9 protein-coding genes are annotated in these 13028 nt (G+C 60.8%); 5 read left to right on the forward strand and 4 right to left on the reverse strand.

Going from position 1 to position 13028, the window contains the following annotated elements; genetic code table 11:
- From CFII68_RS23920 to msrA, 4 genes are all read left to right on the forward strand, one after another.
- The coding region (locus CFII68_RS23920; protein ID WP_018601272.1) for a 2-oxo acid dehydrogenase subunit E2 at nt 1–968 on the forward strand (968 nt) is incomplete at its 5' end.
- 426 nt (nt 969–1394) lie between these two features.
- Nucleotides 1395–2786 carry an alkaline phosphatase D family protein gene (locus CFII68_RS23915; RefSeq protein ID WP_018601274.1) on the forward strand — a complete coding sequence of 464 codons (1392 nt, stop codon included), beginning with the start codon at nt 1395–1397 and terminating at the stop codon, nt 2784–2786.
- Between the two features lie 182 nt (nt 2787–2968).
- Nucleotides 2969–5662: a bifunctional diguanylate cyclase/phosphodiesterase gene (locus CFII68_RS23910; RefSeq protein WP_018601278.1), complete on the forward strand. Its 2694-nt coding sequence runs from the start codon at nt 2969–2971 to the stop codon at nt 5660–5662.
- Between the two features lie 85 nt (nt 5663–5747).
- Nucleotides 5748–6395 (forward strand): peptide-methionine (S)-S-oxide reductase MsrA, encoded by a 648-nt coding sequence (gene msrA / locus CFII68_RS23905; protein ID WP_018601280.1) that lies wholly within the window; start codon nt 5748–5750, stop codon nt 6393–6395.
- A gap of 220 nt (nt 6396–6615) precedes the next feature.
- Here the strand turns inward: msrA and CFII68_RS23900 are convergent, their stop codons facing one another.
- The 3 genes from CFII68_RS23900 to CFII68_RS23890 all read right to left on the reverse strand — a co-directional run bounded on the left by CFII68_RS23900 (nt 6616) and on the right by CFII68_RS23890 (nt 10319).
- Nucleotides 6616–7455, reverse strand: coding sequence for a 23S rRNA (adenine(2030)-N(6))-methyltransferase RlmJ (locus CFII68_RS23900; RefSeq protein ID WP_018601281.1), 840 nt, complete (start codon nt 7453–7455; stop codon nt 6616–6618).
- Nucleotides 7456–7536: 81 nt separating this feature from the next.
- The gene (locus CFII68_RS23895) at nt 7537–8268 is read right to left on the reverse strand and encodes a DUF4123 domain-containing protein (protein WP_033062381.1); all 732 of its coding nucleotides are present in this window, start codon (nt 8266–8268) and stop codon (nt 7537–7539) included.
- Nucleotides 8265–10319, reverse strand: coding sequence for a type VI secretion system tip protein VgrG (locus CFII68_RS23890; protein WP_018601284.1), 2055 nt, complete (start codon nt 10317–10319; stop codon nt 8265–8267). Before CFII68_RS23890 ends, CFII68_RS23895 begins: the two co-directional genes overlap by 4 nt.
- Nucleotides 10320–10587: 268 nt before the next feature.
- Between CFII68_RS23890 and CFII68_RS23885 the strand changes: the two genes are divergently transcribed.
- Nucleotides 10588–11082 (forward strand): DUF2165 family protein, encoded by a 495-nt coding sequence (locus tag CFII68_RS23885; RefSeq protein WP_018601286.1) that lies wholly within the window; start codon nt 10588–10590, stop codon nt 11080–11082.
- Between the two features lie 89 nt (nt 11083–11171).
- Here CFII68_RS23885 and putP read toward each other — a convergent pair whose 3' ends face one another.
- The gene (gene putP / locus CFII68_RS23880; RefSeq protein ID WP_018601288.1) at nt 11172–12656 is read right to left on the reverse strand and encodes a sodium/proline symporter PutP; all 1485 of its coding nucleotides are present in this window, start codon (nt 12654–12656) and stop codon (nt 11172–11174) included.
- Nucleotides 12657–13028 lie beyond the last annotated feature (372 nt).

The raw sequence follows: 13028 nt of genomic DNA on the forward strand, positions 1-13028 counted from the left end.
CTGCCGCCAAGGCCGAGGCTGCTCCGGTTGCCGCCGCGCCTGCGCCAAGCGGTGCCAAGGTGCACGCTGGCCCTGCGGTGCGTCAGCTGGCCCGTGAATTCGGTGTCGAGCTGTCCGCCGTCGGCCCAAGCGGCCCACACGGTCGCGTGCTGAAGGAAGACGTGCAGGCCTACGTCAAGGCCATGATGCAGAAGGCCAAGAACGCACCGGCCGAAGGCGCCTCTGGCGGCGCGGGTATCCCGCCGATCCCGGCGGTGGACTTCAGCCGCTTCGGCGAAACCGAAGAAGTGGCCATGACTCGCCTGATGCAGATCGGCGCGTCGAGCCTGCATCGCAGTTGGCTGAACATTCCCCACGTGACTCAGTTCGACCAGGCTGATATCACTGAGCTGGAGGCCTTCCGCGTCGCGCAGAAAGCCGTGGCGGAAAAGGCCGGCGTGAAGCTGACCGTGCTGCCTCTGCTGCTCAAGGCTTGTGCACACCTGCTCAAGGAACTGCCGGACTTCAACGCCTCCCTGGCCCCGAGTGGCAAGGCTGTGATCCGCAAGAAATACGTGCACATCGGCTTTGCCGTCGACACCCCGGAAGGCCTGCTGGTACCGGTCATCCGCAACGTCGACCAGAAGAGCCTGCTGCAACTGGCTGCCGAAGCCGCTGCCCTGGCCGAAAAAGCCCGGAACAAGAAGCTCACCGCCGACGACATGCAAGGCGCCTGCTTCACCATTTCCAGCCTCGGCCACATTGGCGGCACCGGCTTCACGCCGATCGTCAACGCGCCGGAAGTGGCGATCCTGGGTGTTTCCAAGGCCACCATCCAGCCTGTCTGGGACGGTAAAGCCTTCCAGCCGAAGCTGATGCTGCCACTGTCGCTGTCCTACGATCACCGTGTGATCAACGGCGCCGCCGCTGCACGCTTCACCAAGCGCTTGAGCGACCTGCTGGGCGACATCCGCACCATCCTGCTGTAACACCGGGCGGCCCTCCCTTGCGGAGGGCCATTCGGCGCACTGTTTTCCGAGCGCCACGCTCGTACCTCAACCCCGTCCGTTTGGCGGGGCTTTTTTTTGCCTGGAATTCAGGCCAGGTACAGGGAGGTTGGATGTGCCGGCCTCATCGCGAGCAGGCTCGCTCCCACAATGACTTGTGGTGCTGCACCTTAACTTGAAGCCAACCAAGCCCCCTGTGGAAGCGAGCTTGCTCGCGATGGCGATCTGTCAGGCAACCCGGCATTTTCCTACCCCGCAAGTTTTAAATGACTACACCCCCTGTTAGTCATTACCCACAACTTGCGCCCCCTTCCCTATCGATATTTATGACGCGCCGGGCTTTAGCATCAAACCACCAGGCAACTGGATGCTTGTACCCCACTATTAAAACTTCGAATGGATTCGAATATGTTCAAACCTACCGTTGGCCCCATTGTCGGCCACACGACAACGGATCACGCCCGGATATTCCTGCGCGGCGATCACGACAACAACCGGGTATTCGCCGGCATTCGCCACCGGCGCCAAGGCGATACACGCTGGTCGAAAGGGCATTTTGTCCAACTGAAGGCCTACCGCGACATGTCCGATGTCATCGTGCTGAAAGGCCTTCAACCCGACACCGCCTACGAATACCAGGCCGGCTGGTTCAGCCCCCTGAGCCCGACCCATACCGTGGAAACCGTCCAGGAACTGCCGCTGCAATGGCCCAGGAACACCTACTGCTTACGCACCCCGGCCAGCAAAACCGATGGGCCACGCGCTTATATCGTGGGCTCTTGTCGCTACTTGCGAATCGCCGCCGGCACCCCGTTGCTACCGGGGCTTGGGGACCGCACCTTTGCCGGCATCAATCGCCTCGTGGAACAGGCCGACCCGCCGATCAGCGCGGTATTGATGACCGGCGATCAGGTTTATCTGGATGACCTGAATGTCATCGGACCGGACCGAACCTATCAGAACATCCTTTTCAGATACCGATCGGTATTTAGCCAGCCGCATATCCGCAAACTGATGTCTGGCACCCCTACCTACATGATCCTTGACGACCATGAGATCGAAGACAACTGGCCCGCCAGGAAAACCGGTAACGACGATGTTCTATACGCCAATGCCATGGGCGCTTATGGGCTTTATCAGGCCAGCCACGGGCCCGCCCATGAACTGTCGAGCGACGGAACATTACACAAGTCGTTAACCCGCTACTGGTACACCTTCACCCACGGCGATATCCAATGGTTCGTCACCGACAGTCGGACGCAACGCAACCTGTCGGCGCACGATCGGCGCATCCTCGACGAGGAACAGGAACAGTCCCTGCTCCAATGGCTTATCAACAGCACCGCCCGGGTCAAACTCGTCGTGACCAGCGTCATGTTCTTCCCTGACAGCAAGCACGATGACGGCGACGCCTGGCAGGCGTTCCCGGAACAACGCCTGCGCCTGCTGGAAACCATACGCCGCCATCGGATCAAAAACGTGGTTTTCGTCTCGGGCGATGTCCACGGCTCCATGACCAGCCGCCTGCGTCATAGCGAGGATCCTGATTTCGAGGTCAACACCGTGGTTTCCTCGCCGTTCTACAACAGCAAATTGCTGCCTTTTGCAAAAGCCTCGGATTTTATTTTCCACAGGCCGATGGCCCGCACCCAAAGTGGTGAGTACCGCTATGAACTGACCAGCAAAGTGGTGAGTCAGGACAACTTCGCCCACCTGCATGTCACGGCCCAGAGCCTTCAAGTCACCTTCCACGACCGGGACGGCAACCCCTTGCAGGCAGTCGATATCCCACTGCAATGATTTTCCATGCCCTCTGATCGGTCGGCGACTGGAGAAATCCTCTTGTCGGCCGATAAAAGGTTTATAGCACTTGGCCTTCATCTCTCTTGTCAGCCAGTGCCGCAATGATGCAACCTTGCGCCAATCCGTAATAACGAGGGCGTCAGCCCGGCGCGATCAGCATTTTCGAAGCGAGTTTCCCCATGAAAAGCCAACCCGATGCCGCCAGCCGTATGGCGGCCGAGGTAGTGACGCAGTTACCGGTGCCCTCGCGGCTCGGTATGCTGCGTTTCGAACGGCTGAATGAAGCAAGCTGGGCGCTGTTGTTCCTCGATCCCAACTGCGAGCGATACTTCGGCCTACCGGCGGTAGAGCTGTGCTCGCTGGTCAGTGCGCCTTACGCCAGCTTGATGGAGCCCGAAGCACGCTATCAGTTGCACGACGCCATCCAGCAACAATTGGCCCAGGCCGCGCATTACCAGATTCGCTACACGCTCCACACCGCCAAGGGCCCGATGAACGTACTGGAGACGGGGGAGGCCTATAAGCAACACAATCGTCATCTGCTGCGCGGTTACCTGCTGGAAGTGGACAATTTGCTGCAAGGCGAACCCTCCGTGCCGGCCCTGGACCTGGAAACCCAGAATTCACGCCTGCAGATCGCCCTGGAACTGAACCAGCGCGCCCAGCAAGAGCAACTCCAGCACCTGGACCGGGTACGCGCCCAACAGGACTTGATCCTGCTGCTGACCCGTCAACGCTACAGCGCCAACAACTCCCTGCTCGAAGCCGCCGAACTCATCACACGCAGCGCCTGCGACATCTACCAGATCGACTGCGCCAGCCTCTGGAATCTGGACGATGGCAAACTGGTTCCGATTTCCGCCTACAACCGCGCGTCCCAGGCGTATTTCCTGCCGGCGGTGATCGACGCCAACGACTTTCCCGACTACATGGAAGCGCTGCAGACCTGCCGCGCCATTGACGCCCACAATGCAATACGCGACCCGCGCACCCGGGAAATGGCCGAGAGCCTGCGCGCCCGTGACGTCAATGCCATTCTCGACGCCAGCGTGCGTATCGACGGCCAGGTGGTGGGCGTGCTGTGCCTGGAGCAAGTAGGCGTCACCCGCGCCTGGCAATCGGATGAAATCGCCTTTGCCGGCGAGCTCGCGGACCAGTTCGCCCAGGTCATCAACAACCATAACCGACGCACCGCCACCAGTGCCCTGCACTTGTTCCAGCGCGCCGTGGAGCAGAGCGCCAACGCGTTCCTGCTGGTCAATTGCGACGGCGTGGTGGAGTACGTCAACCCGAGCTTCACCGCGATCACCCAGTACACCACCGAGGAAGTCCACGGCCAACGCCTCTCGGAACTGCCGGCCCTGGAGAATCTCAGCGAACTGCTGTTCGACGCACCCTCGGCGCTGGCCCAGAGCAACAGTTGGCAGGGTGAGTTCAAGAGTCGGCGCAAGAACCTGGAGCCCTACTGGGGCCAGTTGTCGATTTCCAAGGTCTACGGCGACAACCGCGAGCTGACCCACTACATCGGCATCTACGAAGACATCACCCAGACCAAGCTGGCCCAGCAGCGCATCGAGCGCCTGGCGTACACCGACAATCTGACCAACCTGGGCAACCGTCCGGCGTTCATTCGCAACCTCGATGAACGCTTCGCCCGGGACAGTGATTCGCCCATCAGCCTGCTGCTGGTGGACATCGACAACTTCAAGCGCATCAACGACAGCCTCGGCCACCAGACCGGTGACAAACTGCTGATCAGCCTGGCCCGGCGCCTGCGCAACAGCTTGAGCCCCAGCGGCAGCCTGGCGCGATTTGCCAGTAACGAATTCGCGGTCCTGCTGGACGACACGAGCCTGGAAGCCGGGCAACAGATCGCCAGCCAGTTGCTGATGACCCTCGACAAGCCGATGTTCGTCGATAACCAGTTGATCAGCGTGACCGGCTCCGTGGGCCTGGCCTGTGCGCCGTTGCACGGCCGCGATCCGCAGACCCTGATGCGCAACGCCGGCCTCGCCCTGCACAAGGCCAAAGCCAACGGCAAGCACCAGGTCCAGGTGTTCACCGAGGCGCTGAATGCCGAGGCCAGCTACAAGCTGTTTGTGGAAAACAACCTGCGCCGCGCCTTGACCCAGAACGAACTGGACGTGTTCTACCAGCCCAAGTTGTGCCTGCGCAGCGGCCGCCTGCTGGGCATGGAAGCGCTGCTGCGCTGGAACCATCCGGAAAAGGGCATGATCCGCCCGGACCAGTTCATCAGCGTGGCCGAAGAAACCGGCCTGATCATCCCCATCGGCAAATGGATCGCCCGCCAGGCTTGCCGCATGAGCAAACAGCTGACCGCGGCCGGCCTGGGTAACCTGCAAGTGGCGATCAACCTGTCGCCCAAGCAGTTTTCCGACCCGGACCTGGTCGCCTCCATCGCCAGCATCCTCAAGGAGGAACAACTGCCGGCCCGGCTGCTGGAACTGGAGCTGACCGAAGGCCTGTTGCTGGAAGCCACCGAAGACACCCACTTGCAGCTCGACCAGCTGAAGCGCCTGGGGCTGACCCTGGCCATGGACGACTTCGGCACCGGTTATTCGTCCTTGAGCTACCTGAAGAAATTCCCGATCGACATCATCAAGATCGATCGCAGCTTCATCCACGAAATCCCGGACAACCAGGACGACATGGAAATCACCTCGGCGGTGATCGCCATGGCCCACAACCTGAAACTCAAGGTCGTGGCCGAAGGCATCGAAACCGCCCAGCAACTGGCGTTTCTGCGGCGCCACCGCTGCGACGTCGGCCAGGGCTACCTGTTCGACCGGCCAATCCCCGGCGCCGAGCTGGTCGAAAAGCTCAAGCGCTACCCGCGCGGGCCTCTGGTCTGACAGCTGCGTATAGCTTGCGGCGGCTTTTCTGAGGCACACTGACGGTCTATTTCGCTCAACTCAATCTGACTGAGAGGACTGATCAATGGTCTTGCGCTCGGAAATCCTGGTGAACAAAAACGTGCTCCCTACTCAAGAACAAGCCCTGCCTGGCCGTGAAACGCCGATGAGCGTGCCGGAAAAACACTTCGTCCACGACGCGCCCCTGCTGGGCCCGTTTGCCATGGACGTGGATTTCGCAATCTTCGGCCTCGGCTGCTTCTGGGGCGCGGAGCGCAAGTTCTGGCAGCGCGAAGGCGTGGTCAGTACAGCGGTGGGTTACGCCGGCGGCTTCACGCCGAACCCGACGTATGAGGAAGTCTGTTCGGGTCTGACCGGCCACAGTGAAGTGGTACTGGTGGTCTATGAGCCAGCAAAAGTCAGCTACGAGCAGCTTCTGAAAATGTTCTGGGAACTGCACAACCCGACCCAGGGCATGCGCCAGGGGAATGACATCGGCACCCAGTACCGTTCAGTGATCTATGCCACCAACCCCGCTCAACTGGCGGCGGCCAAACACAGCGAGCAAGTGTTCCAGGCCGAGTTGACCAAGGCCGGCAAAGGCACCATCACGACCGAAATCGAAGAAGCACCGACGGTCTACTTCGCCGAGGCTTACCACCAGCAGTACCTGGCGAAGAACCCTGAAGGCTATTGCGGGATTGGCGGTACGGGCGTGACCTGCCCGATCTGACTTTTAAACCCCAGACCCAGTGTGGAAGCTGAGCTTGTGGGAGCAAGGCTTGCCCGCGATGCGGCGGCACATTCAACATCAATGCGGCTGAACCACCGTCATCGCGAGCAAGCTTGGCTCCCACAAGAATTTGTGGCGGTTACAGTTCTGCGAACATCCCCGCAACTCATGTGGGAGCGAGCCTGCTCGCGATGGCGCCCTTCCAGACGCCATCAAGCCATCAGCTTTCAGCGATCAACCAATCCATCTGCCACCCGCCCTGGGTCTGCCCCAGCTTTTTCGACAGCCACGGCAGCAGTTCACGCAACTCTTCCTCCAGCCCCCACGGCGGGTTGGCAATCGCCAGGCCGGAGCCGTTCAGGCTGTTGGGCGTCGCCAGTGGATGCACCAGCAGTTCCACCCGCAACAGCTTCGGCGCGCCCGTGCCGGCCAGGTCCTGGTAGAAGCGGCGCAACATCCGCTGGTCCTTTACCGGGTACCAGATCGCCGCCACCGTCTGGCGCATCCGGCCAATGGCTTCCTTGAGGGAGGCGGCGCAGCGCTGCATCTCGTCCAGCTGCTCGAAGGGCGGATCGATCAGCATCAGGGCACGCTTCTCTGCCACCGGCAGCAGTGCCCGCGGCACATGCCAGCCCTCACCCAGGTGCACCGCCACGCGACGGTCGCCTTTCATGTTGTCCTTGAGCAACACGCCGTCTTCAGGGTGTTTCTCATTGAGCAGCACACGGTCATGCGAACGGGTCAGGCGCCGCGCCAGCTCCGGCGAGCCCGGGTAGTAGCGCAACTGGCCGTCCGGGTTCATTTCGTGCAGCACCTTCATGTAATCGGCGGTCAACGGCGGCAGATCGCTCTCGCCCCACAACCGCGCAATGCCTTCCAGGTACTCGCCGGTACGGTTGGCCTGGTCACCCTGCAGGTCGTACAGCCCAATGCCCGCATGGGTATCGAGGTAGGCAAAGGGCTGCTCCTTGCGCGACATCAAGGCGATGAGGCGGGTCAAGGTCAGGTGTTTGAACACGTCGGCGTGATTGCCGGCGTGGAAGGCGTGGCGATAATTCATGGCGGCTCCTGCGAAGGGCGACGAGTTTACCTTGAAGCGCGTCGGACGTCAGGGGTTCGCAGCCCAGCGGACAGGCCAGCCTCAGCCCAGCTCTCGCAGCAAATACGCCTGCAATGGCGCCTTTTGCGCCTCAACCGGCTCCGATCGCTCAAGAAAGCGGGCAATCTTGCAGCGCAAGACGCTGCCGTCGACCCGCTCGAACACATGCGGATGCTCTTCACCCAGCCAAGTGAGCACGTTGTCCAGCAGACAGTCCGTCGGAACCTCGGCCATTGCGTCCAACAGTGCGACGGGTACTTGCCACCAGGGAAAAGCCTGGGCCGGCCGCTGGGCATTTCCCACGACCTCAAGGGATTGCCCATTGATCAGACAGCGCTTGATGACCGGCAAGAGTTGCCCGGCCTCCACCGCCGTCGATTGCAGGATCGGCCGCACAAAGCGCCCATCCCAAAAACGCAGGAAGACCGGCTTGCCACCGGGCAACAACACCTGCGTGAGCCCGCGCAAGTGTTCGACAAGGATTTCCTGGCTCACGCACGAAACCGCCAGCCAACCCCAATCGACGGAATCGGTGGCGGCGATCCAATCAAGAAACCCACTGTCTGCGCTGACCAGACCTACATAAGGCATGACCGCTTCCCACTCGGCGTACGGCGTATCGGCCCAGATCGGGCTGGCTGCCGAGGTCATCGAACGCCTCCAGGCCGACAACGCCCCGGCGCGACTGGCATTGCTGAAAATGGCGAAAAGTTGCTCGGAGGCCTGCAAGGGGTGCTCCTCAAGCCAGGCGCGAGGAGATTGATCGCTGTTCATGGACGCCCCCGGACATCGACTGGTTTGTGAAAGACCGGCGGCGCTGCACAGGCGCCATTCCTGCAACGCTCACACTCCTCACAGAACGGCGCCGAACCTTGGAAACTGAGGATCTGCGCAAGGGAAAGCGCAGGCGCCGCCGCAGCGACCAGCTTCTCGGCGCTGCCTGGAGAGCCGGATGCCGCGCTCATGACCGCCATCGGCGCCCCACCGACCTCGATGGGGACGCTGCTGGAAATCCCGCCGGCGCCGATGTTGATCCAATGACCGCCGGCCTGAAGGGTCACGCTCGTGCCCCCGTCCAAGACTACCTGCTGGCCGGCGCTGACATGAAACTGCTGGCTGGCACTCAGGACCTGGCTGGTGACACGAATATGCCGCTCGCCGCTCACCAGCAGATGATCGTCCTGCCGCACTTCTGCCCGGCGTTGACCGTGGGTCAGGCGCTGCTCGTCGGCCTTGAGCTCGTGCCGTGCCGTACCGGCGACAACGATGCTGCGCTCGTGATCGACCTGCACCCGCTGGTCATGCAGCACATGCTGGGTCCAGTTGCGCTGGGCCCGCAGGTAGATCTCCTCGGCGCCCTTGCGATCCTCGATGCGCAATTCGTTGTAGCCCGCCCCGCCGGGGCTGCTCTGGCTGCGCAACACGCTGCGGGTCTTGTCCGCAGGCAGGTCCAGCGGCACCGGGTTGGCGCCATTGGGCAGGCACCCCACCACCAACGGCTTGTCCACATCACCATCGATGAACCCCACCAGGACTTCCATGCCGACCCGGGGAATCATCACTGCGCCATAGCGATCATGGGCCCAACCGGAGGCCACGCGCAGCCAGCAGCTGGAATGCTCGTCGCATTGACCGTCGCGATCCCAGACCAGTTGCACCTTGACCCGCCCGAATTCATCGCAATGGATCTCGCTGTCCACCGGCCCGGTCACCACCGCCGACTGATAACCATGGGCGCGGGGCTTTTCGTGATGCAAAGGTGGCCGAAAGAACACGTCCCATGGCGTGGCAAGAAAGGTATTTTTGTAGCCCTGGAATTCATCCGGGCCGGCGGCTGTTTCTTCCAGCACCTGCGGTTGACGGCCATGATGGTCGACCTGCGTCAGGAGCCAGAGATCATTCCACGGCTCTCGGGGATGTTCCTTGATACGCATGAAATGTCCGCTGACCAGGGAGCTTTCATTGCTGCCGCCTTCTGCCACGCAGTGGTTAGCGCCGTGGCGCTCAAGGGCGCGTCGGGTCAGATGCTTGCCGTCGTCACGGGCGCAGAAACCACCGGGATAATGATAGTCCTCGAGCACAGGGCGCTGTCGATTGTCGAGTTGGGTTTGCAGTAACAAACCGGGCCTGCGGAAGTCGTAATCGCGCAACGTCACGGCAGTGGTACGGGTCTGCAGCCGCACCGCCAGGCGCTTGATGGCCGGCTCGTCGGCGGCCATGCCGCTGTCCGGCAGGTATAGCGTCGACTCAGGCAGGCGGTGAAACACCGTCTGGTCGTCACCGAACACCAGCAGATGGCCGTCAGGGCGATGCCTGAAGTGATAATGGATACCGACTTCGGCGCAAATCCGCTCGATGAAGGCCAGGTCGCTTTCACCATACTGCACACAATATTCACGCTCGGGGTATTGCCCGCCCAGCGTGAACTGGCAGGCATCCGCCAGGATCCCGTGTTCCTTCAACACCCGGGCGACGATATCGGGCACGCTCAGGTGCTGGAAAATCCGCTGGTTGATGCGATGACGCAGGTAGGCCAGGCGGGGCACCAGGCTGACCTGGTAACGGGTCAGGCGCTTGCCCGAATCCCCCTGGGCCACGCTATAGACCTGGCCGTGTACGCCACGGCCCCAATCTTCGAACCCCAGAAATGCCTGGCGATGCAGGAGCTCTTCCAGCGCCAGGTCAGACCGCTCGCTGACCAGTTCCAGATCAAAGCGATAGGGCTGGCTGATGGCTTCCTTGCCCTTGAACTCGAGCACCTTGAGTTCATTCGGCTCGCTGTCGAGCGTCAGCGTGAAACGCGGTTGGTTGGCAGGCGGGAACATCCAATGTGCCTCTGCTGAGTGGAGGCGGGCGATTCTGCACGAGCGATAGGGGGAGTGGATTGGAGGTCAGGAAAAACAGATTTGCCTTACAACCAATGAGCTAAAAGCGGCAAGACGTGATGCATTTTCCGATAGACATTCGTGGCATCGCGGCCAACCGCAACCATCCCACAAATGAATCAGCCGTTTCCTGCAACACGACGGATCTCGGCGCCGTAACAGCCGTGATAACGTGTGCTGGTCGCAAAAAAAGCAAAGGATGCACGGCATGACGACACGTTACGCAAAAATCGCAATGACCCTGGCGCTTGCCGCATTCGCCTTCCTGACCGTGTTCAATAACGTCACGGACTACAGCTCCAACTTCAATTTCGTCCATCACGTACTGAGTATGGATACCACCTTTCCCGACAACGCCGCCCGGTATCGGGCCATCGATCAACCGTGGATGTGGCACGGGGCCTATTGGCTGATTATTCTCGGCGAAGCGATGACGGCAGGGTTGCTGGGCTACGGCGCACTGGAACTGTGGCTGGCACGCCAAGCCGAGGCCGCTGTTTTCGCCCGCGCCAAGCGCTGGGCCGTTGCCGGCCTGACGATGGGTTTCTTCGTCTGGTTCTTTGGCTTCATGGTGGTCGGTGGCGAGTGGTTCCTGATGTGGCAATCAGAAATCTGGAATGGCCAGGACGCTGCGTTCAGGTTCTATATGGCGATTTTGGGGGTGTTGATCTTTCTCAACCAGCCTGACGCCAATCCGGACTGAGCGCCATGAAAAAACGGCCCGCCTCCATTGGAGACGGGCCGTTTTTCATGCAAACCCTCCTGCGAGCCATCGAGGCCGCGCTGAAGGTCTTACTGATTCAGACGGAAATCTTTCTCGGCTGCTTCGAAGCGCTGCACCATACCGGCGGTAGGCGAGCCCGTCTTGCTGACCAGGTAGATAGCCAGGCTGGCAAAAATGAAGCCAGGGATGATTTCGTACAGGCCCAGCAGCTCGAAGTGCTTCCAGACGATGACGGTAATCGCCCCCACCAGGATGCCGGCCAGCGCGCCGTTGCGGGTCATGCCTTTCCAGATCACCGAGATCAACACAACCGGGCCGAAGGCGGCACCAAAACCGGCCCAGGCGTAGCTCACCAGGCCCAGTACGCGGTTTTCCGGATTGGCGGCCAGGGCGATGGCGACCAAGGCCACCAGCAGCACCATGGCACGGCCGACCCAGACCAGTTCCAGCTGGGAAGCGCTCTTGCGCAGGAAGGTCTTGTAGAAGTCTTCGGTCAGGGCACTGGAGCACACCAGCAACTGGCAGCTCAGGGTACTCATCACCGCCGCCAGGATGGCCGACAGCAACACACCCGCCACCCACGGGTTGAACAGGATCTTCGCCAACTCGATGAACACGCGCTCAGGGTTCTCGGTCACTGGCCCGGCCACGTCAGGGTGCGCCGAGAAGTAAGCGATACCGAAGAAGCCCACGGCCACGGTGCCGCCCAGGCACAGGATCATCCAGGTCATGGAAATGCGACGGGCATTGGCGATCGACTTGACCGAATCCGCCGCCATGAAGCGCGCCAGGATGTGCGGTTGGCCGAAGTAGCCCAGGCCCCAGCCCATCAGCGAGATGATGCCGATGAAGGTGGTGTTTTTCAGCATGTCGAAGGACGAAGGATCTTTCGCTTCAATAGCCAGGAACGTGGTGTCCACACCACCGGTAGCCAGCAGCACGATGATCGGCGTGAGGATCAGCGCGAAGATCATCAGGGTGGCTTGCACGGTGTCGGTCCAGCTCACGGCCAGGAAACCACCGACAAAGGTGTAGGCGATGGTCGCTGCAGCACCGGCCCACAGCGCGGTCTCGTAGGACATGCCGAAGGTGCTTTCGAACAGACGGGCACCGGCCACGATGCCGGAAGCGCAATAAATGGTGAAGAACACCAGGATGACCACCGCCGAGATAATCCGCAGCAGGCCGCTCTTGTCTTCGAAACGGCTGGAGAAGTAGTCCGGCAGCGTCAGTGCGTCACCGTTGTGCTCGGTCTGCACCCGCAGGCGACCGGCCACGAACAGCCAGTTGAGGTAGGCACCGACGATCAGGCCGATGGCGATCCAGCTTTCCGACAGGCCGGACATGTAGATGGCACCCGGCAAGCCCATCAACAACCAGCCGCTCATGTCCGAAGCACCGGCGGACAATGCCGTTACCACGCTGCCCAGGCTGCGACCGCCCAGGATGTAATCGGAAAGGTTGTTGGTGGAGCGGTAAGCCATCAGACCGATCAGGACCATGGCTGCGATATAGATCACGAAAGTGATCAAGGTGGGATTACTAACACTCATGAGTTACGCCCTGGCTTTGTTTTTATGGTGCGGTGGCAGTTGAAAGCGTCGACAACACGGACGTTATAGCGACGATTTGCAGTCCCGCGAATTTATGACTGATGTTTCCCCAGGAAAGCCATCAGCCGATGCCCCTCGACGTTGAAGCCGGTTGCACCTTGGCCGCGAATGCTATTCAACAAATCAAATAAGGTGCAACCAGTTTCGCTCGAATAAGTTGCACCTGATCGGTTTTATCGCAAATTCTGTGTTTTTTGCTCCCTTTTAGTGCAGTTCCTAGCACTCAGCTAGAAGCCAAAGCACTAAGCCGGTGCAGGATCAGCCGGGCAACATTTGCTTCCGGATGAGCTGCCTGTCATTTCGAGAAAAAAA

The organism is Pseudomonas sp. CFII68, from assembly GCF_000416195.1.
GTDB classification, from domain to species: Bacteria; Pseudomonadota; Gammaproteobacteria; order Pseudomonadales; family Pseudomonadaceae; genus Aquipseudomonas; species Aquipseudomonas kilonensis.

Bases quoted from the DNA above. Each gene is read 5' to 3' on its own strand.
- CFII68_RS23915 (WP_018601274.1), top strand. From the start codon at position 1,395: ATGTTCAAACCTACCGTTGGCCCCATTGTCGGCCACACGACAACGGAT.
- CFII68_RS23910 (WP_018601278.1), top strand. From the start codon at position 2,969: ATGAAAAGCCAACCCGATGCCGCCAGCCGTATGGCGGCCGAGGTAGTG.
- msrA (WP_018601280.1), top strand. From the start codon at position 5,748: ATGGTCTTGCGCTCGGAAATCCTGGTGAACAAAAACGTGCTCCCTACT.
- CFII68_RS23900 (WP_018601281.1), bottom strand. From the start codon at position 7,455: ATGAATTATCGCCACGCCTTCCACGCCGGCAATCACGCCGACGTGTTC.
- CFII68_RS23895 (WP_033062381.1), bottom strand. From the start codon at position 8,268: ATGAACAGCGATCAATCTCCTCGCGCCTGGCTTGAGGAGCACCCCTTG.
- CFII68_RS23890 (WP_018601284.1), bottom strand. From the start codon at position 10,319: ATGTTCCCGCCTGCCAACCAACCGCGTTTCACGCTGACGCTCGACAGC.
- CFII68_RS23885 (WP_018601286.1), top strand. From the start codon at position 10,588: ATGACGACACGTTACGCAAAAATCGCAATGACCCTGGCGCTTGCCGCA.
- putP (WP_018601288.1), bottom strand. From the start codon at position 12,656: ATGAGTGTTAGTAATCCCACCTTGATCACTTTCGTGATCTATATCGCA.